The sequence below is a fragment of the Sphingomonas pollutisoli genome (assembly GCF_029167165.1).
Taxonomy (GTDB): Bacteria; Pseudomonadota; Alphaproteobacteria; order Sphingomonadales; family Sphingomonadaceae; genus Sphingomonas; species Sphingomonas pollutisoli.
On record NZ_JARFNJ010000001.1, the window covers coordinates 288517 to 308083 of the forward strand.

15 protein-coding genes and 1 other RNA gene are annotated in these 19567 nt (G+C 68.8%); 10 read left to right on the forward strand and 6 right to left on the reverse strand.

The window, feature by feature from the left end:
• Positions 1 to 269: 269 nt before the first annotated feature.
• Both PX554_RS01280 and PX554_RS01285 read left to right on the forward strand, forming a co-directional pair.
• Complete coding sequence (locus PX554_RS01280; RefSeq protein ID WP_275498281.1) at positions 270 to 3296, forward strand: TonB-dependent receptor domain-containing protein; 3027 nt, start codon at positions 270 to 272, stop codon at positions 3294 to 3296.
• Positions 3297 to 3358: 62 nt separating this feature from the next.
• On the forward strand, positions 3359 to 4915 hold the full coding sequence (locus tag PX554_RS01285; RefSeq protein WP_275498283.1) for a rhamnogalacturonidase: 1557 nt from the start codon (positions 3359 to 3361) through the stop codon (positions 4913 to 4915).
• 230 nt (positions 4916 to 5145) lie between these two features.
• Here the strand turns inward: PX554_RS01285 and PX554_RS01290 are convergent, their stop codons facing one another.
• Complete coding sequence (locus PX554_RS01290) at positions 5146 to 6042, reverse strand: LysR substrate-binding domain-containing protein (protein ID WP_275498286.1); 897 nt, start codon at positions 6040 to 6042, stop codon at positions 5146 to 5148.
• Between the two features lie 87 nt (positions 6043 to 6129).
• On the opposite strand from PX554_RS01290, the gene PX554_RS01295 reads away from it, so the two are divergent.
• Positions 6130 to 6903 carry an alpha/beta fold hydrolase gene (locus PX554_RS01295; protein WP_275498288.1) on the forward strand — a complete coding sequence of 258 codons (774 nt, stop codon included), beginning with the start codon at positions 6130 to 6132 and terminating at the stop codon, positions 6901 to 6903.
• 98 nt (positions 6904 to 7001) lie between these two features.
• Here the strand turns inward: PX554_RS01295 and PX554_RS01300 are convergent, their stop codons facing one another.
• Positions 7002 to 7952 (reverse strand): cation diffusion facilitator family transporter, encoded by a 951-nt coding sequence (locus PX554_RS01300; protein WP_275498291.1) that lies wholly within the window; start codon positions 7950 to 7952, stop codon positions 7002 to 7004.
• A 279-nt stretch (positions 7953 to 8231) separates the two neighbouring features.
• Between PX554_RS01300 and hrpB the strand changes: the two genes are divergently transcribed.
• Both hrpB and PX554_RS01310 read left to right on the forward strand, forming a co-directional pair.
• Positions 8232 to 10778, forward strand: a complete 2547-nt coding sequence (gene hrpB, locus PX554_RS01305; protein WP_275498293.1) for an ATP-dependent helicase HrpB — start codon at positions 8232 to 8234, stop codon at positions 10776 to 10778.
• 32 nt (positions 10779 to 10810) lie between these two features.
• Positions 10811 to 11092: an ETC complex I subunit gene (locus PX554_RS01310; protein WP_093225347.1), complete on the forward strand. Its 282-nt coding sequence runs from the start codon at positions 10811 to 10813 to the stop codon at positions 11090 to 11092.
• Between the two features lie 162 nt (positions 11093 to 11254).
• Here PX554_RS01310 and mscL read toward each other — a convergent pair whose 3' ends face one another.
• Positions 11255 to 11692 carry a large conductance mechanosensitive channel protein MscL gene (mscL, locus tag PX554_RS01315; RefSeq protein WP_275498296.1) on the reverse strand — a complete coding sequence of 146 codons (438 nt, stop codon included), beginning with the start codon at positions 11690 to 11692 and terminating at the stop codon, positions 11255 to 11257.
• 83 nt (positions 11693 to 11775) lie between these two features.
• On the opposite strand from mscL, the gene PX554_RS01320 reads away from it, so the two are divergent.
• From PX554_RS01320 to PX554_RS01335, 4 genes are read left to right on the forward strand one after another with little or no spacing between them, the layout of a single operon-like run.
• Positions 11776 to 12354, forward strand: a complete 579-nt coding sequence (locus PX554_RS01320) for a LemA family protein (protein WP_093225344.1) — start codon at positions 11776 to 11778, stop codon at positions 12352 to 12354.
• Between the two features lie 2 nt (positions 12355 to 12356).
• The gene (locus PX554_RS01325) at positions 12357 to 13226 is read left to right on the forward strand and encodes a TPM domain-containing protein (RefSeq protein WP_093225500.1); all 870 of its coding nucleotides are present in this window, start codon (positions 12357 to 12359) and stop codon (positions 13224 to 13226) included.
• Positions 13226 to 13891: a TPM domain-containing protein gene (locus PX554_RS01330; RefSeq protein WP_275498300.1), complete on the forward strand. Its 666-nt coding sequence runs from the start codon at positions 13226 to 13228 to the stop codon at positions 13889 to 13891. Before PX554_RS01325 ends, PX554_RS01330 begins: the two co-directional genes overlap by 1 nt.
• Positions 13888 to 14403 (forward strand): NUDIX hydrolase, encoded by a 516-nt coding sequence (locus tag PX554_RS01335; protein ID WP_371128296.1) that lies wholly within the window; start codon positions 13888 to 13890, stop codon positions 14401 to 14403. The genes PX554_RS01330 and PX554_RS01335 overlap by 4 nt, the downstream gene beginning before the upstream one ends.
• Positions 14404 to 14533: 130 nt before the next feature.
• Here the strand turns inward: PX554_RS01335 and PX554_RS01340 are convergent, their stop codons facing one another.
• Positions 14534 to 14965, reverse strand: coding sequence for an RrF2 family transcriptional regulator (locus PX554_RS01340; RefSeq protein ID WP_093225338.1), 432 nt, complete (start codon positions 14963 to 14965; stop codon positions 14534 to 14536).
• A 42-nt stretch (positions 14966 to 15007) separates the two neighbouring features.
• On the opposite strand from PX554_RS01340, the gene ssrA reads away from it, so the two are divergent.
• Positions 15008 to 15357: a transfer-messenger RNA gene (gene ssrA / locus PX554_RS01345) on the forward strand.
• 264 nt (positions 15358 to 15621) lie between these two features.
• On the opposite strand, the gene PX554_RS01350 is transcribed toward ssrA, so the two are convergent.
• Together PX554_RS01350 and PX554_RS01355 are read right to left on the reverse strand one after the other, a co-directional pair.
• Complete coding sequence (locus tag PX554_RS01350) at positions 15622 to 16107, reverse strand: hemerythrin domain-containing protein (protein ID WP_275498302.1); 486 nt, start codon at positions 16105 to 16107, stop codon at positions 15622 to 15624.
• 54 nt (positions 16108 to 16161) lie between these two features.
• Positions 16162 to 19560 (reverse strand): chromosome segregation SMC family protein, encoded by a 3399-nt coding sequence (locus PX554_RS01355; RefSeq protein WP_275498304.1) that lies wholly within the window; start codon positions 19558 to 19560, stop codon positions 16162 to 16164.
• Between the last annotated feature and the right edge of the window lie 7 nt (positions 19561 to 19567).

The window sequence follows — 19567 nt, forward strand, 5'->3', positions numbered from 1 at the left end:
ACTTGACGAATATGTTTCTCATACCATAGACATTCGTCTCAACAAGTGGGCTATGCCAGCGCTAGCAAGATGGCGCGGACGGGCTCGATCAAGACGACCAAGATCGTTGCGATCAAATGATCACGCCGCAGGCGTACAAAGGGAGGATATCAATGCCAAACACCAAGGCCGCCCGCCGGCGGCTTCTGAGCGGTGCAACCGCAGGCGTGCTAGCGCTAGCAATAGCAAGCCCGCTGGCGGCGCAGACCGCCGCTCCGTCGATCGGAAACATGTCACAGTCGGCTCCCACGCAATCGGGCGACAGCGACGGTCAGGCTATCGCGCCAGGCGTGCCGGCGACGGAACCCGTCGCGCAGGACGTCGTCGTCACCGGGTCGCGCATCGCGCGCAGCGGCTTCGACGCTTCGACACCGGTAAACGTGTTCAACCAGCAGGACATCAAGCTTTCGGGCAACGTCAACATCGACAAGACGCTCGAGCAAGTGCCGCAGGTGGTCGCCTCCCAGCTTGGCGGCGCGACGTCCAACACCGTGCCGGGCGGCTATGCCGATGTGAACCTGCGCGGGTTCGGTTCGACCCGCAACCTCGTGCTCGTCAACGGCCGCCGGTTCGCGATTTTCGGACCCGAGCAAGTCGTCGATCTCAACACCATCCCCTCATCTTTGATCGCGCGCACCGAAATCGTCACGGGCGGCAGCTCGGCGGTCTACGGCTCGGATGCGATCACCGGCGTCATCAACTTCATCATGCGCGAGGATTTCTCGGGCGTGGAAGCGCGCGCGCAGGTCAACGTCGACCGGCCCACCGGCACGCCGACCTATAATTTCGATCTCACGATGGGCGGCAATTTCTCCGAAGGGCGCGGCAACCTCGTCGTGTCGGGCAATTACCTCAATCGCGGCGCCATCACGCGCGGTGATCGCGGCAGCTTCGCCTATCTAAGTCTTGCCGATGGGTGCGTCGTGCCGGGATCGGGCAGCGCCACCCGACCCGGCACGCCGTTCACGCCGGCCGCCGGGCAAAGCTGCACCGGCGGCGGCGGGCAGCTCGGTTTCATCGCCAGCGGGTCAGGCGACATCCCCAACGGCCGCTTCTCGGGTATCCCCGCAGCCGGCGGCTCCAACGCAGCGCTAAACGCCGCTTATGCCGCCGCGGGCCTGTCGGGCCTGACCTCGCGCGGTTTCACCTTCAACAGCGCGGGTACGGTCGCGCGTCCAGCGCTGACGCCGCAGGACGACTTCAATCTCGGCCCCGACAATTACCTGATCCAGCCGCAGAAACGGTGGATGATCAACAGCTTCGGCCATTATGATTTCACCGACACCATCACCGGCTATATGGAGCTGCACTATAGCCACAACGAGGTGAACGCGCGGCTCGCGCCGACCAACATCGGCTCGCCGATGCTGTTCAACGTCAACAATCCCTATCTGTCGCCCGCGCTGCAAAACGTGCTCGGCGTGCTCGACCGATCGGAGACCGGCAACAGCACCGTGTCGGCGGGAACCGCCACATACACCAACCGCCCCAATGATGGTCTCGCCCAGATCACCGCCGGACGTCGCTATGTCGAAGTCGGCCCGCGCATGGCGAGCGAGCGGCGCAACGTGTTCCGCGGCGCGTGGGGCTTCCGCGGCGGCTTGGGGGACGTGAGCGAGAATTTCCTCAGCGACCTGAAGTACGACGTCTATTACACCTATTCGCGCAGCGAAGACACGCTGCTGCTCCAGAACGCACTGTCGCGTAGCCGCGTCCAGGCGGCGGTATTGTCGCAGAACGGCGCGGCGCCGGTGTGTGACATCTTCGGCGCGCAGATCACCGAAGCCTGCGCCGCCGCGATCCGGATCAGCGCGACCAACAGCACCGTCGCGACGCAACAGGTGGCGCAAGGCAGCATCACCGGTACCCTGTTCCGCCTTCCGGCCGGCAAGGTTGGCTTCTCGTCGGGCTTCGAGTGGCGCAAGACCGATGCGGTGTTCTCCCCCGACAGCTTCCTTGCGTCGGGCGATGTCGCCGGTTTCAACCCCGGGCTGCCGACACAGGGCAGCGTGAGCGTGAAAGAGGGCTTCGGCGAGGTCCGCGTGCCGCTGATCCACGATACGCCGTTCATCCAGAACCTCACCGCCAATGCGGCGTTCCGCTATTCGGACTATGATCTGAAGGGAATCGGCGGCAACTGGACGTATCTGGGCGGGCTCGACTGGCGCGTGAACCGCAGCATCGCACTGCGCGGCCAGTATCAGCGCGCGATCCGCGCGCCCAACGTCTCGGAACTGTACGGCGGCGTCAACCGCGTGACCAGCGTTGCGACCGATCCCTGCTCCAACCGCGGCTCCGCCGCGCTGCAGACCGCGTCGGTGCGGGCCGTCTGCCAGGCGACCGGCGTGCCCGCCGCCAACGTCTTCACCGCGGCGGTGCAGCCCAACACGATCATCCCGGCGGACTTCGGCGGCAACCCGAACCTCGCCGCCGAGAAGTCCGACACCTACACCGCTGGCGCGGTGTTCACGCCGGCGTTCGCGCCGCGCCTGCTGTTCAGCGTCGATTATTTCAACATCAAGCTGGATGGCGCGATTTCGTCGCTGGGCGGCGGTCTGCAGAACACGCTCAACCTCTGCTACACCGTCATCCAGGACGCGAGCAGCCCGTATTGCCAGGCCGTTCAGCGCAACCCGACCACCGGCGAGATCAACGATCCCTACGTCGCCAAGATCCTCAACGCCAATACTGGATCGTTGCGGACGTCGGGGCTGGACTTCGCCGCGCGGTACCGCTTCAACCTCGGCTTCGGTTTCCCGGGCCTGGGCGAGACCAGTTCGATCGACCTCAGCAGCACCTTCACCTGGTTGAACGACTTCACCTCGGTGCCGGTCGCAGCGTTCCCTAACCTCCAGAACCACTGCGAGGGATCGTACGGCCCGACCTGCGGCCAGCCGCTGCCGATCTGGCGTGGTACCAGCCGCGTGACGTGGGAAACGGGGCCGCTCAGCCTGTCGCTGCGCCACCGCTACATCGGCCCGGTGACCACCGATCGATATCTGGTGCCGCTGCGCCAGGGTTCGACCGCGACTCCGGCGCTCAACACCTTGGTCTATCCCAAGCTGCCCGACCGGCATTATTTCGATCTGTCGTTCAGCTACGACGTCGCGAAAACCTTCCAGCTATTCGGCGGTGCGAACAACATCTTCAACCAGAACCCGCCGATCACCACCCAAGGGCCAAGTGCGAACACGTTTTCAGCGACTTACGACGTGATGGGCACCGAATTCTTCTTCGGCATCACCGCGAAGTTCTGATCGCTTCCCCTCTTCCCGGCCGGCATCATGCCGGCCGGGCCTTTTTCTTGCGGAGCGTGTCCATGAAGCGTCGAGACCTCCTCCTGTCCGGCGGCGCCGCGGCGCTCGCCGCCATGCTCCCGCGGAGCGCCTTCGCAGCCGACGCTGGCTGGCTCGACGCGCGCCGCTTCGGCGCGCGCGGTGACGGCAAGACCATCGATACGGCCGCGATCAATCGCGCAATTGCCGCAGCAGCGGCACGCGGCGGCGGCACCGTCTATTTCCCGGCCGGCCACTACGCCAGCTACACGATACGGCTGATGAGCGCGGTGACGCTCCACCTCGATCCCGGCGCGATTCTGCTCGCCGCCGCGCCGCAGGGCGACGCGGGTTACGACCGCGCCGAGCCGATCGATCCGGCCTACGAACACTTCCAGGATTTTGGCCATAGCCACTGGCGCAACAGCCTGATCCACGGTGAGGGATTACACGACATCGCCATCGCCGGCGGCGGGCTGATCTGGGGCAAGGGCCTCGGTCGCGGTGACGGCAAGGATGGGTGGCTCAAAGATCCCAATGGGCCGGGAACCGGCAACAAGGCGATCGCGCTCAAGAACTGTCACAACGTGCTGCTGCGCGACTTCCGGCTGCTCGAAGGCGGCTGGTTCGGCATCCTCGCCACCGGTGTCGACAATCTCACGATCGACAATCTCATCATCGATACCAATCGCGACGGCATGGACATCGACTGTTGCCGCAACGTCCGCGTCAGCAATTGCACGGTCAACTCGCCTTACGACGATGGCATTTGCCCCAAATCGAGCTTCGCGCTCGGCTATCCGCGCACAACCGAAAACCTGACGATCACCAATTGCTACGTTACCGGCAATTATCAGGTCGGCTCGGTGATTGACGGTAGCTGGAAGAAGATGCCCGCCGATTTCGCGCCCAAGATCCACGGGCGAATCAAGTGCGGCACCGAATCGAACGGTGGCTTCCGCAACATCACGATCAGCAATTGCGTGATAGAGGACAGTCGCGGCATCGCGCTCGAGACTGTTGATGGCGCGACGATCGAAGACGTCACGATCAGCAACATCGCGATGCGCGGCACCATCGACGGTCCGCTGTTCCTGCGGCTTGGCCGGCGGATGCGCGGCCCGGCGGGACGTCCGATCGGTACGCTCAAGCGCGTGCTGATCCAGAACGTGTCGAGTTCGGGCGCGAACCTGCTCCCATCGGTGATCGCCGGGTTGCCCGGCCATCCGATCGAGGACGTGCAGATCAGCGACTGCCATTTCCAGCACGTCGGCGGCGCGCCGGCCGCGATGGCCACGCTGACCGCGCCCGAAAACGAACTCGGCTATCCCGAGGCGACCATGTTCGGCGATTTGCCGGCGAGCGGATTCTTCGTGCGTCACGCGCGGGGGCTACGGATGAGCAATGTCGAGGTCGAGACGACCGCGCCCGATCCCCGCGCGGCCTTCCGGCTCGAGGATGTGGATGGCGCCAGCTTCCTCGCCGTGCGCGCGCCGCGTGGTCGCGTCTTCGCGCTCGACCACGTGACCGACTTCACCACCGCCGCCACCCGCGGCGTGCGCGATCAAGTGGTCCCCGGACCGGCGAACGTGGCGTTGTGAATGCGCCACCGCCCTTGCTGATGGAGCACGACGTGGCAGCGGAAATCGTTGAGGGCCGACTGGTGCAGGTGCTTGATGACTGGTGCCCACACGATCTTGGGTGCCATATCTACCCCAGCCGCCAAATCACGCCGGCGCTCCATCCGTTTGTTGATGCGCTGAGATGGTGAGCAGGCTGACCAGCCGCGGGAATCAATGCGCTTGGGTCGAATCCTGCCCCCATCCAAGCATCATCCGGCCACCACCGCATGCGCGCGCGCCTCTTCGGCGAAGTGGCGCAGCGCGGTGGAGACGTCGCCGCGGCGATAGGCGATCGCCATCCGCGCGCTGCGGCGAATGTCGGTGAGGTCGCGGTAGGCGACGCCCTGGATCAGCGCCATCCGCATCGAACCCGGCACCAGCGACACGCCGAGCTCAGCGGCGACGAAGGCGAGCACCGAGGCGATCTGCGGGGCGGACTGGCCGAGGATCGGCTCGAACCCGGCGTCGCGGCACGCGGCGATCGCCGCGTCGAACAGCGTCGGGCCGAGATCGCGCGGGGTGAGCACGAACGCCTCGCCCGCGAGCGCGGCGAGCGGCAGCGCGTCGGCGGTCGCGGCGGGGTGGGCGGCGGGCAGCGCCGCGACCAGCGGTTCGTCATCGAGCGTGTGGAGGTGGAGGCCGGCCCGGTCCACCGAATCGGGGCGCAGGAATGCCGCGTCGAGCATGTCGTCACGCAGCGCGGCGACCAGCTCGAGCGAATTGCCCTCGCGCAGCGTCAGGTCGATATCGGGGAAGCGGCGGCGGTAGCCGCGGATCACGGCGGGCACGATCGGGTTGAACGCGGCCGAGCCGGTGAAGCCGACCCGCAGCGCACCCGTCTCTCCGCGCGCGGCGCGTTGCGCGGCGTGGATCGCGGCCTCGGCCAAGGCGGGAAGGCCGCGCACGCCCGCGCGGAACGCTTCGCCCGCCTCGGTGAGTTCCGCACCCTGGGGGATGCGGTGGAACAGGCGCGCGCCGATCTCCTCCTCGAGATCCCGGATCTGCTGGCTGAGCGGCGGCTGGCCGATGCCGAGCCGCCGCGCGGCGCGGGTGAAATTCCCCTCCTCGGCCACCGCGAGAAAGTAGCGCACATGCCGCAATTCCATGCCATCTCCAAAAGCTATCGAAATCGTAGCCGCGAGATATTAGACAGATGGCACCGGCGAGACCAGATTGTCGGTCGGAGATTCGCCATGTTCACCGATTTCGACGCTTTTGGGTTTGCCGCCGTTGACGATCATGCCCCGGCCCCGTCGGCCGTGCCGTCGCTGATGCCGACCGTGTTCCTGCCCGGCCTGCTCTGCGACGCGGCGCTGTGGCGCCCGCAGATCGACGCGCTCGCGCCCCACGTCGCGCCGCTGGTCGCCGACCTGACGCTCGACGACAGCATCCCGGCGATGGCCCGGCGCGTGCTAGCGGTGGCGCCGGCACGCTTCGCGCTCGTCGCGCTGTCGATGGGCGGCTATGTCGCGCTCGAAATCCTGCGGCAGGCGCCCGAGCGGGTTTCCTCGGTGGCGCTGCTCGACACCAGTGCGCGCGCCGATTCGGCCGAGCGGGCGGCGCAGCGTCGGATCGGCATGGCCTCGCTCGAACGCGGGCGGTTCGTCGGCATCACGCGGGCGTTGCTCGATCGGCTCGTCCATCCCGACAAGACCGAGGGGCCTGTCGCCGAGGCGCTCAAGGCGATGGCGCTCCGGGTCGGCGGCGCCGCGTTCCTGCGCCAGCAGCATGCGATCCTCGATCGCGTCGATATGCGCCCCGTCCTTCCCGGCTTGCGTGTGCCGACGCTGGTGGCGGTGGGTGACGGCGACCAGATCACGCCGCCGCACGAGGCCGAGGAGATCGCGCGGCTGATTCCGGGTGCCCACCTCCACCGGTTCGACGCCTGCGGGCACCTGCCCGCGCTCGAACAGCCAGGCGAGACGGCGGCCCTGCTCAAATGGTGGCTGGCGCGCGATCCGGGCTGAAGCGGCGAGCGGTACACCAACCGTTCGTGCCGAGCGAAGTCGAGGCACCTGCGTGCCGGGCATGTCCCGCGACTACGCTCGGGACGAACGGAACGTAACTAGCAGTCCACCGCGCATTCGCTGGTCTCGACCTGCACGGTCGCATGGCCGATGCCGAAGCGCGCGCGCAGCATCGCCTGCGTCTCCATCAGAAAGGCGTCGCCCGGATGGCCGCCGGGCATCAGCAAATGCGTGGTCAACACAGTCTCGGTCGTGCTCATCGGCCAGATGTGGAGATCGTGGATCTGCGTCACGCCGGGCAGCGCCCGGAGCGCCTCGCCCACCGCGTCGTAATCGATCGCGCGCGGCACCGCCGATAGCGACATTTCGACCGATTCGCGCAGCAACCCCCACGTCTGCCACACGATCAGCAGCGCGATGACGATGCTCACCGCCGGATCGAGCCAGGTCGTGCCGGTGAGCAGGATGATCCCGCCGACGATCACCACCCCCGCCGACACCGCCGCGTCGGCGGCCATGTGGAGGAACGCGCCACGGATGTTGATATCGTCCTTGCGCCCGCGCGCGAAGAGCAACGCGGTGGCAAGATTGACGACGATGCCTACGCCCGCGACGATCGATACGGTCGCCCCGGCGACGGGCGCGGGCGCGGCGAGCCGCTGCGCCGCCTCGAGGATGATCGCGCCCAGCGCGACGAGCAGGAACAGCGCGTTGAGCAACGCGGCGAGGATCGTCGAACCCTTGAGGCCATAGGTGAAGCGCTTGGTCGCCGCGCGCCGCGCCAGCGTCGCGCCGCCCCAGGCGATCGCGAGGCCGAGCACGTCGGACAGATTGTGCCCGGCATCGGCGAGCAGCGCGACCGAATGCGCGACGAACCCGAACCCCGCCTCGACCCCGACGAACACGATGTTGAGCGAAATGCCGATCGCGAACGCGCGGTCGAACGCGGCCGGCGCGTGGACATGGCCGTGCCCATGGCCATGCCCGCCGTGCGAATGGCCATGATCGTGGCCGGCGTGATCGTGCGCGTGGTGATGATGGCCGCCCAAGGGAAACTCCGCGTATCGCTTTGGCGTGCCGTAGCACCCCCGGCGCAGGTGATACTAGGACGCGGGTATGACGTTGCCGATGCGACTTCTCGGCATGCTGGGGACGTTCGTCCAGCATATCTCCGTTCGTGCTGAGCGAAGTCGAAGCACGTGCCTAGCACGACAGCCAATTGCTCCGGGCACGTGCTTCGACTGCGCTCAGCACGAACGGGTGCTTTTGACAAGGAACAAACCGCCGCCGGGGCTGGCGTTCCGCACGACAGCGCGTAGAACGCCGCCGTGGCCGATCCCCCCCTCCCCGTTCTTGCCGTTCTGCCGGACCTGCTCGCCGCCCTGCGGGCAGGATCGAACGCGGTGCTGGTCGCGCCGCCGGGCGCGGGCAAGACGACCGCGGTCGCGCCCGCCTTACTGGGCGAACCCTGGTGCGACGGCGAGGTGCTGCTGCTCTCCCCGCGCCGGCTCGCCGCGCGCGCCGCCGCCGAGCGGATGGCGGCGCTGGCGGGCGAGCCGGTCGGGCGCACGTTCGGCTATGCGACCCGGATGGACAGCAAGCGCTCGGCCGCGACGCGGGTGACGGTGCTGACCGAGGGGATCTTCGTCAACCGCATCCAGTCCGACCCCGAGCTGGCAGGCGTGTCGGCTGTGCTGTTCGACGAGGTGCATGAGCGCAGCCTCGACAGCGATTTCGGGCTGGCGCTCGCACTTGATGCGCAAGCGGGATTGCGCCCCGACCTGCGGCTGGTGGCGATGTCGGCGACGCTCGACGGCGCGCGCTTCTCGGCGCTGATGGGCGCGGCGCCGGTGATCGAGAGCGCGGGGCGGATGTTCCCGCTGACGCTACGCCATCTCGGCCGCGCCGCCGAGGCGCGGATCGAGGATTCGGTCGCGGCGGCGGTGCGGACCGCGCTGCGCGAGGCGGAGGGCGGCATCCTCGCCTTCCTGCCCGGGGTCGGCGAGATCGAGCGCACCGCCGAGCGGCTTGACGCGCTGGGCGATGGCATCGCGCTGCACCGGCTGCACGGCACGCTTGACCCTGTCGCGCAGCGCGCCGCGATCCAGCCCGATCCGCAGGGCCGGCGCAAGGTGGTGCTGGCCACGTCGATCGCCGAGACCAGCCTGACGCTCGACGGCATTGCGGTGGTGGTCGATTCCGGCCTCGCGCGCCGCCCGCGCTATGACCGGGCGGCGGGCATGACCCGGCTCGTCACCGAACGCGCGAGCCAGGCGGCGGTGACCCAGCGCGCCGGCCGCGCCGCGCGCCAGCGTCCGGGCGTGGCGTACCGGTTGTGGGAAGAAGCGGCGACCGCCGGCTTGCCGCGCTTCGACCCGCCCGAAATCCTCGAAGCCGATCTGTCGGCGCTGACGCTCGATTGCGCTTTATGGGGCGTCAACGATCCGCGCGCGCTGGCGTGGCTCGATCCGCCGCCCGACGCCGCGGTCAGCGAGGCGCGCGCGCGGCTGACCACGCTCGGGGCGATCGACGCCGATGGACGGCCGACGCCGCACGGCGCGGCGATCGCCAAGCTGCCGCTGCCACCTCGGCTCGGGCACATGCTGGTGCGCGCTGGCGAGATCGGGCTGGGCGCGGTGGCAGCCGAGGTCGCGGTGCTGCTCGGCGAGCGTGGTCTGGGCGGGGCCGATGCCGATCTCGAGATGCGGCTGCGGCGCTGGCGGAGCGAGCGCGGCACGCGGGCGGAAGCCGCGCGGCGGCTGGCGGCGCGGTGGGCGTCCCTCCTTCCTCCCTCTCCCCGCTCGCGGGGAGAGGGCCGGGGAGAGGGGCCGTCACAGATGACACAGCCTCGCACGGCCCCTCCCCCAACCCTCTCCCCGCACGCGGGGAGAGGGCTAGACGTGGCCATCGCCCTCGCCTTCCCCGATCGTATCGCCAAGCGGCGCGATGCCAGCGGCGAGACCTGGGCGTCGGTCGGCGGGCGGGGCTTCAAGCTCGATCCGACATCCTCGCTTGCCCGCGCCGAGTGGCTCGCCGTCGCCGAGACGCAAGGGATGGCGGCGGGCGCGCGCATCCTGTCGGCCGCGCCGATCGAGCCGGCGAGCGTCGAGGCGCTGTTCGGCGACCGGATCGTCACGCATCGCAGCGTCACCTTCGATCCCGCCACCGGCGGCGTACGCGCGACGCGCGAGCGGCGGCTCGGCGCGATCCGGTTGTCGAGCGGCCCCGACGCCGATGCCGATCCGGAGGCCATCGCCGCGGCCTTGTTGGACGGGGTGAAGCGCGGCGGCTTTCGCCTGCTCCCGTGGAGCGACGCGGCGCAGGCGCTGCTCGCGCGCATCGCGTTCCTGCGCGCGCAAGGCCGTGCCGTCGAGGCGATCGACGAGGCCGCGCTGCTCGACCGCGCCGAGGAATGGTTGACGCCGTTGCTCGTCGGCAAACGCCGGCTCGACGCGATCGACCCCGGCGCGCTCGCCGATGCGCTGCGCGGGGTGATCGGCTGGGACACGCTGCGGCTGCTCGATGCCGAGGCGCCGACGCACTTCCAGTCGCCCGCCGGCAGCAGCCATCCGATCGATTACGCCGCCGAGGGCGGCCCGCGCGTCGACCTCCGCCCGCAGGCACTGTTCGGCCTCGCCACCCACCCGATGATCGCGGGCGGGCGCGTGCCGCTGGTGCTGAGCCTCACCTCACCCGCCGGCCGCCCGATCCAGACCACGCGCGACCTGCCCGGCTTCTGGGCCGGAAGCTGGGCCGATGTGGCGCGCGAAATGCGCGGCCGCTACCCGCGCCACCCCTGGCCCGACGATCCCGCCGGCGCGAATCCGACGACGCGCACGAAAAACGCGGATGCAAGGGCGCGCGGGGCGCGTTAAGGGGAAGTGTACAAGAGGGACATCGACGAGACATGGCCACCGCCCGTATTTACCAGCGCCCGAAGAACGCGATGCAGTCGGGCCGCGCGCGCACCCACGGCTGGGTGCTCGATTTCGAGCCGGCCGAAGCCAAGCGTGCCGATCCGCTGACCGGCTGGGCCGGATCAGGCGACACGCTCGACCAGATCCGCATCGGATTCCCGACGCAGGAAGCCGCGATCGCCTATGCCGAGCGCGAGGGACTCGCCTACACCGTCCTCCCCGCGCCCGAGCGCAAGCTCAAGCTGCAGGCTTACGCGGACAACTTTCGGTAAATATCTATAGCCCACGCGCGCTTGGCGCCTTCGCGGGCATCCTCTCCGTTCGCGCTGAGCGAAGTCGAAGTGCGTGCCCCAAGCGCTGCGCGTGACGCACGTCCTTCGACTTCGCTCAGGACGAACGGCTTGGCGGTTTGGACGGTCAGCGCCGTCCAGCCGTCACACCGTCGGCCGCTTCTTCAACTCGTCGCGGATCTCGCGCAGCAGCGCGACGTCTGCGGGTTCGGGCGCTGCGGCGGCGGGCTCCTTTGGCTTGTCCATCAGCTTGTGGACGCTGCGCACCAGCAGGAAGATGATGAACGCGAGGATCAGGAAATTGACCGCCGCGGTGACAAACGCGCCGTAGCCGAACACTGCGACGCCCGCCTTCTTGAGCGCCGCATAATCGCTCGATCCGGCGAGTTCGGCGGGTACCTTGCCGAGGATCAGGAAGTGGCTGGAGAAATCGAGCCCGCCGGTGATCTTGCCGATCACGGGCATGATGATGTCATCGGTCAGCGACGACACGATCTTGCCGAATGCGGCGCCGATGATGACCGCCACGGCGAGATCGAGCACGTTGCCGCGCGCGATGAATGCCTTGAACTCCTTGAACACGCAGATCTCCCAACCGATTTCGCTTCCGCGCGGCCATGCTATCCGGGTAAGACGGCCACGCCAAGTTGAAGGAGCCGCCTCGCATGACCATTCGTGCCATTCTCACGCTCGCCGTCGCCGCGATGCTGTCCGCCTGCGGGCTCAACAGCGTGCCGACCGCCGAGGAGAACGCCAAGGCGAAATGGGGCGAGGTGCAGAACCAGTATCAGCGCCGCTCGGACCTGATCCCCAATCTCGTCGCGACCGTGAAGGCCGCCGGCGCGCAGGAGAAGGCGATCCTCGTCGAAGTCACGCAGGCCCGCGCGGCGGCGAACACCGTCAAGGTGTCGGGCGACGATCTGAAGGATCCGGCCAAGGTCCAGCAGTTCGCGCAGGTCCAGGGCGCGCTCGGCCTGTCGCTGCAGCGCTTGCAGGAGGCGTATCCGGAACTGAAGTCACAGGCTAATTACGCGACGTTGATGGATCAGCTCGAGGGCACCGAGAACCGCATCACCAACGCCCGGCGCGATTACAACGACGCAGTCGAGAAGTACAATGTGACGATCCGCACATTCCCAGACGCGATCGGCGCCAAGATCTTCTACGGTGCCAAGCCGATGGTCCCGTTCCAGGCGACCACGCCGGGCTCCGAGACCGCGCCGAAGGTCGATTTCGGTAGTTGATGATGCCGCTGCTGCGGTTCCTGCTTCTGCTGCTCGCCGGGATGCTGATCGGCACCCCGGCGGGCGCGCAGACCTACCCCAAATTCACCGGCCTGGTGGTCGATGCGGCGAACGTGCTACCGCCCGCGACGCGCGCCGACCTCGAAGCCAAGCTGGAGGCGCTCCAGAAGGACACGCACCGCCAGCTCGTTGTTGCGACGATCCCCGACCTGCAAGGCAACAGTCTCGAAGACTACGGCATCGGCTTGCTGGGCGCTTGGGGGCCTGGCCTCAAGGACGTCGATAATGGCGCGATCCTGTTCATCGCGCCCAACGAACCCGCCGGGCATCGCGGCCCCCGCATTGAAGTCGGCTATGGGCTTGAGCCGATCCTAACGGACGCGTTTTCGGGCGTCACCATCCGCCAGCAAATGATGCCTAAGCTGCGCGCGGGCGACGTCCCCGGCGCGATGGAAGCGGGCACCGACGCGCTGATCGCGCAACTGCGCGCGTCGCCCGAGGAAGCCAAAGCGCGGACGGACGCGGCGATCAAGGAGTTCAACAAGACCCACCAACGCCAAGCCTCGGGCAGCGGTGGTGACATCCCATTCGGTCTGATCGTCTGGGGCTTCATCATCCTGTTCGTCGCGCTGTCGTGGTTCCGCCGCGCCGGCGGCAGCCGCTATGTCGGGCAAAGCGGCGGGGGCAGCGCGTGGCCGGTCATCCTGTGGGGTCTCGGCAACGAGATCGGCCGAGGTTCGGGCGGCGGCTTTGGCGGCGGCTGGGGTAGCGGTGGTGGTAGTTCGGGGAGCGACGGTAGCTGGGGTGGTGGTGGCTTCACCGGCGGCGGCGGCGGATCGGGCGGGGGCGGCGGCGCCTCGGGGGATTGGTGATGGCACGGTTCGCGCTCACACCCGCTGATCGAGATCGCGTAACGGCGGCGGTCGCCGCCGCCGAACGCGGCACCGACGGCGAGATCGTCACGATCGTCGCGGCGCAATCGGACAGCTATCATGACGTGCCGCTTCAGTTCGGCGTGCTCGCAGTCCTGCTCGTCACGGCGCTGGCGACGCTCGACGCGCGCTGGCTGGAGATCGGGCTGGACCCGTGGAGCGAGACCGATCTCCGCCATGTCCTGCTGATTCTGCTGGTCGCGCAGGCGGTGGCATTTCTGGTGGTGCGCTATCTCGTCGGCTGGTCGCGCTTGCGCTTCGCGCTCACCCCGCGCGCGACCAAGCGGCGGCGGGTGCGCCGGCGTGCACTGCAATGTTTCCGTATCGGCGCGGAGAATCGCACAAGCGCCAAGGTCGGCATCCTGCTTTATCTCTCCACGCGAGAGCGCATGGCCGAGATCATCGCCGACGAGGCGATCCACCGCGCCGTGCCCGCGGAGCGCTGGGGCGACGCGATGGCGGCACTCGTCGCCGAGGTTCGCGCCGGCCGCGCGGGTGACGGCATGGCGGCCGCCGTCGCCGCGATCGGCGCGATCCTGACCGAAACCTTTCCCAAGACGGAGCATGACGTGAACGAACTTCCCGACCGGGTGATCGAATTGTGAGCCAGCCCATCGAAACGGTCTGGCAGGGCAAGTTCATCACCGTCCGCAAGCAGGGCACGTGGGAATATGTCGGCCGCGCGCGCGATATCCACGCGGCGGTGATCCTCGCCGTCGAAGCGGGCGAGGTGTTGCTGGTCGAGCAATATCGCGTGCCGCTCGGGCGCGTCTGCATCGAACTGCCCGCCGGTCTCGTCGGTGACGAGACCGAGGGCGAGGCGATCACCGCCTCGGCCGCGCGCGAGCTTGAGGAAGAGACCGGCTACCGCCCTGCGCGCGTCGAGGTGATCGGAGAATTCTGCTCGTCGCCGGGAATGGTCTCTGAGAGCTTCACGCTGGTCCGCGCGAGCGAACTGACCAAGGTCGGCGATGGCGGCGGCGTGCCGGGCGAGGATATCACCGTCCACCGTGTCGCGCTCGCCCAATTGCCGGACTTCATCGCGGCCAAGCGCGCCGAGGGGCTGGCCGTGGACGTCAAGCTGCTGCTGTTGCTGGGCGCTTCGATCCTCACCTAACGTCGTTCGCCCTGAGCTTGTCGAAGGGCGTGCCCGGGACACGTGCTTCGACAGGCTCAGCACGAACGGGGCATAGGGCGCTCCGAGTTCGCCCCTCGACTTCGCTCGGGACGAACGGAGGTCGGGGACGTTACGCCGCCGCCAGCACCTTCGTCGTCGTGTCGGCGAGGCTGGTGCCGTCGAGGATGCGCGCGGTCTCGTCGCGGACGCGGAGCATCGCGTGGCGGATCGCGCAGGCGGCTTCGTCCTTGCAATCGGTGCAGGAGCGATAGGCGGTGCGGCTGACGCACGGCACCAGCGCGAGCGGCCCCTCGATCACGCGGATGATCTCGCCGAGCGAGATCAGATGCGTCGGCCGCGCGAGCAGATAGCCGCCCATCTTGCCGCGGTGGCTGTGCAGGAACCCCGCCTCGCGCAGATCGGCGAGGATCAGTTCGAGGAACTTGCGCGGCACGTTCGCCTCGGTCGCGATGCGGTTCATCGGGATCGGCGGGCTGCCGGCGGGGGCTTCGGCAAGGAAGATCATCGCGCGGAGCGCGTATCGGGAACGCTGCGTCAACATAGTATAGCCGCTATGGACCGATAATGTGGCGAGCGGAAGGCGCCCCTTTGCATTAAGTTTGGGCCGCCCTATATAGGCTCCGTCGGCCGGTTCGTCCGGTGACTATGGCGATAAAGTGCGGCGTGAAATAGATGCAGCGGACCCGGGGGCAGTACCCGGCGGCTCCACCACAGCCTGCCCTTTCAGGGCGGGCTATGACGGGGCCGAACCAGGATCGACGTGTATTGAAAGGCGCTGTTTTTGCCCGGGCTGAGTAACCCGTTCAAGGCTCAAAACCACAAGTGCTAACGATAACGAAGCACTCGCGATTGCCGCGTAACTGACGGCCTAACGGCCTAAGTTACGACGCATAAACGCGGTTCGGGCCGCACCGGGCAACAGAAGCGGACACCGGCGGTACGGGGAGCACCGAGCAACAGAAGCTCCCCACTTATTCTTAGAAATGGCTATCTCACTAACGCCCAGATCCGTTCGTGCTGAGTAGTCGCCGAGTAGCCCGTAGGGCGTATCGAGGTGACGTATCGAAGCACAGCCCCGCGCGGATCCTGTGCTTCGATACGTCACCTCGATACGGCGCAAGCGCCTACTCGATCCCTACTCAGCACGAACGGAATGTAATACCGTAACTGGCGTCATCCATTCCATACGAACGGGGTTCACTCCCGCGCGTCGCCGCTCGGCGGGTTGGCCTCCGCCTCGGCGCTTTCGAGCGGTTTGCGCTCTTCGTAGATTTCGGCGAGCTTCGCCTCGGTCGCGTCGGACAGTTCCTCGGCCGCCGCCGGGAACATCTCTTCCTCTTCCTCGGTGATGTGATGCTCGTAGCGGCGGCGCATGTGGAAGAACTTCTCGCTCCACGCGTCCGATCCGAATTCGAGCTCGTGCATCTCGCCGATCAGATCATCGACTTCCTTGTGTTCGGCGACCGAATGGCGCGCATCGTCGCGCAACTCGGGATCGCCGAGCATCGTCGCATAGAGCGATTCCTCTTCGGCGGCGGCGTGGCCCTGCAGTTCGACGCGGAACGCCTCGAACAGCGCTTTGCGCTCCTCGCTCGCGCCGGTCAGCTCGCCGAGTTGCTTGAGCATGTCGCGCTGCTTGTCGTGGTCGCGCTTGAGGTCCTGGTAAATCTGCGCTTCGGCCATGCGGTGTCTCCCTGCGTGTCGGGCGATAACCTCCGGTGGCGCGTGGAAGTTGCGTCAGGCAGCGAGCAATCCCGCAGCACCGCCAAGATCGACCGAGACCAGGCGGCTGACGCCCTGCTCGATCATCGTCACGCCGAACAGCCGGTGCATCCGGCTCATCGTGACGGCATTGTGCGTGACGATCAGATACCGCGTCAGCGTCTCGCGGCTCATCGCGTCGAGCAGATCGCAGAAGCGCTCGATATTGGCGTCGTCGAGCGGCGCATCGACCTCGTCGAGCACGCAGATCGGCGCGGGGTTGGTGAGGAACAGCCCGAAAATCAGCGCAACCGCAGTGAGCGCCTGCTCGCCACCCGATAGCAGCGTGAGCGATTGCAGCTTCTTGCCCGGCGGCTGCGCCATGATTTCGAGTCCCGCCTCGAGCGGATCGTCCGAATCGACCAGTTCGAGATGCGCCTGTCCGCCGTTGAACAAGGTGGTGAACAGCCGCCGGAAATGCGTATCCACCGCCTCGAAGGCGGCGAGCAATCGCTGACGGCCCTCGCGATTGAGCGTGCCGATCGACCCGCGCAGCCGGTTGACCGCAAGCCCGAGTTCCTCGCGCTCGGCGGCATTGCCCGCGCTCGCGGCTTCAAGCTCGGCCAGTTCGGTTTCGGCGACCAGATTGACCGGCCCGATCCGCTCGCGATCGACGCTGAGTTTCTCATGCGCGGCGGATTCCTCGCCCGGCGAACGCACCGTGTCACCGTCGAACCCGACTCGCTCGGGAAGCAGCACGGACGGGCATTGGAAACGTTCGCCCGACAGGCGGTTCATCTCGACGCGGCGCAGCTCGTGGTTTTCCGCGCGCGCGGCGGCGCCGGCGCGGGCCTCGCGCGCCTCGGCGAGCGCTTCGGCGGCGGCATGGGCGCGCGCCTCGGCGTCGCGGAGCGCGATATCGGCTTTGCGCTCGGCGGCGGCGGCGGTGTCGGCGGCGGCGCGGGCCTCGGCGTGCGCGGCTTCGCGCGCGCCGATCTCGGCGGCGAGCGCGGCGGGGCGGTCGGCAAGCGTCACGGCTTCGGCAGCGAGATCGCCGGCGCGCTTGTCCATCTCGGTGATGCGCTTGGCCGCCTCGCCCGCGCGTGAACGCCACCCTTTCGCCTCGGCGGCGGCCGCCGCGAGCCGCTCGCGCGCGTCGCCGATCGCCCGGTCGAGTCCGGTGCGTTCGGCGCGGACGGCGGCGATGGCGGTGCGTTTGGCGTCGGCGGCGGCGGAGAAGCCGGCGACGCGCGCACGGGTTTCGCTGCCGTCGGGGAGCGCGGCGCGCGCGGCGGCGGCGCGTTCCGCCTCCCCGCCCGCTTCGGCATGTTCGCCGCGCACCCGCTCGGCGCGGGCGGTGAGATCGGCGCGCTGCGCTTCGAGCCGTTCGAGCGCGGTGGCGGCGCGGTCCTCGGCGCGGCCCGCCTCGCGCGCGGTGGCTTCGGACGAGTCGAGAAGCCGCCGCGCATCGGCGGCGGCGCGGCGCGCGTCGCCGATCGCGGCGTCGATGCGGCGCAGTTCGGCATCGGCGGTTTCGACCGCGCGGACACGTTCGGGGCGCAGGCCCTCGATCGCACGGAGGCGATTGAGCCGTTCGAGCCGCTCGGCCGCCGCCGCGCCACCGCTGCGCGCGGCATAGCCGTCCCAACGGCGGAGCGCGCCGCCCAGCGTGACGAGGCGCTGGCCGACCGCGAGCGCGGCGCCGTCATCGGCTGTCGCGACGAAGATTTGTGCGAGCCGCCGGGCCAAAGCCTCCGGCGCGGCGGCATGCGCCGCGAGCGGAACGGTGCCGGGCGGTGCCGGCGGATCGCCGGGTTGGACCCCAGCCCCCGCCCAATGCCGCTCCGCCGCCGGATCGAGCCCGGCTTCGAGATCGTCGCCGAGCGCGGCGGCAAGCGCGCGTTCGTAGCCGGGATCGGGTCGAACGCGGTCGAGCAGCCGGTCGCGACCGTCGCGCCGGGTCGCCTTGGTGAGCGCCGCCGCTTCGCTGTCGAGCGCGGCGAGTTCGGCGTGTGCGGCAGAGCGCTGCGACTGGGCATGGTCGCGCCCGCCGATCGCGGTGCGTTCGGCGGCATCGGCGCCGGCCAGCGCGGCCCGCGCCGCTTCGGCATGGCGCAGCGCCTGCGCACGCGCCTCCCCGGCGCGCGTGCGTTCGGCAAGCAACGGCGCTGGATCGGCGAGCGCGGCGGCCTCAGCAGAGACGCGCGCGAGATCCCGCGCTGCGCGGTCGAGCCGCGCCCGCGCTGCCGACAGCGCCGCGTCGGCGACGCGGACATCGGCAATCTCGCTCGCCTGCGCGGCGAGCGCCTGTGCCAGCGCAACCTCGGCATCGCGCCCGGCACGTTCGGCTTCGGCGACCGCGGTGTCGAGTTCAGGCAACCGCGCGGCCGCCGCCGCCAGCCGCGCCTCGATCATTTTGGCGTCCTCGGCAAGCCGGGCGATCGCTTCGGCAGCGTCGCTCGCCAGCGCGCCCTCGCGCGCGCGATCAGCGGCAAGCCGCGTCGTGCTGTCGTCGAGCTCCTTGATCCGCCGCAACACCGCCGCGTGGTCGGCACGCAGGCCAGCCAGCGCGTGCCCAGCCTCGCTCGCGGCATCGCGCGCCGTCTGCGCGGTGGCGCGCGCCTGCGCGACGGCTTCGGTCGCCTGTGAGCTGTACGCGGCCGCCGCGCGCTGCGCCTCGGCGGCGGTGCTGACGCGCGCCTCGCAGGTGGCGGCTTCGGCCTTCGCAGCGTCCGCATCGGCCTGCGCCTCGCGCCAGCGCGCAAAGATCGTCCGCGCCTCGGCGATGCGGATCTGCTCGGAAAGCGCGCGGTAGCGTTCGGCCTGCCGCGCCTGCCGCTTGAGCGCGGCGGCGCGGGCGTCCTGATCGGAGATCAACTCGTCGAGCTTGGCGAGGTTGGCCTCGGTCGCGCGCAACCGTGCCTCGGCATCCCTGCGCCGCACATGCAGCCCGGCGATGCCGGCCGCTTCCTCCAGCATCGCGCGGCGCTCGGCCGGCTTGGCGGCGATCACCGCGCTGATCCGGCCCTGGCTGACCAGGGCGGGCGAATGCGCGCCGGTGGCGGCATCGGCGAACAGCAGCGACACGTCCTTGGCACGCACGTCGCGCCCGTCGATCCGATAGGCGGAACCGGCGCCGCGCTCGATGCGGCGGACGATCTCGGTCTCGGTTCCGTCGATCTCGGTGAGCATCGCGACTTCGGCGAAGTCGCGCGCCGGGCGGGTGGAGGTGCCCGCGAAGATCACGTCCTCCATACCCGCCCCGCGCAGCGAGCGCGCCGACGTCTCGCCCATCGTCCAGCGCAACGCTTCGAGCAGGTTCGATTTGCCGCAGCCGTTGGGGCCGACGATGCCGGTCAGACCGGGTTCGATGCGCAGATCGGCCGGATCGACGAAGCTCTTGAAGCCCGACAATCGCAGCCGTGTGATCTGCACCCTCAGC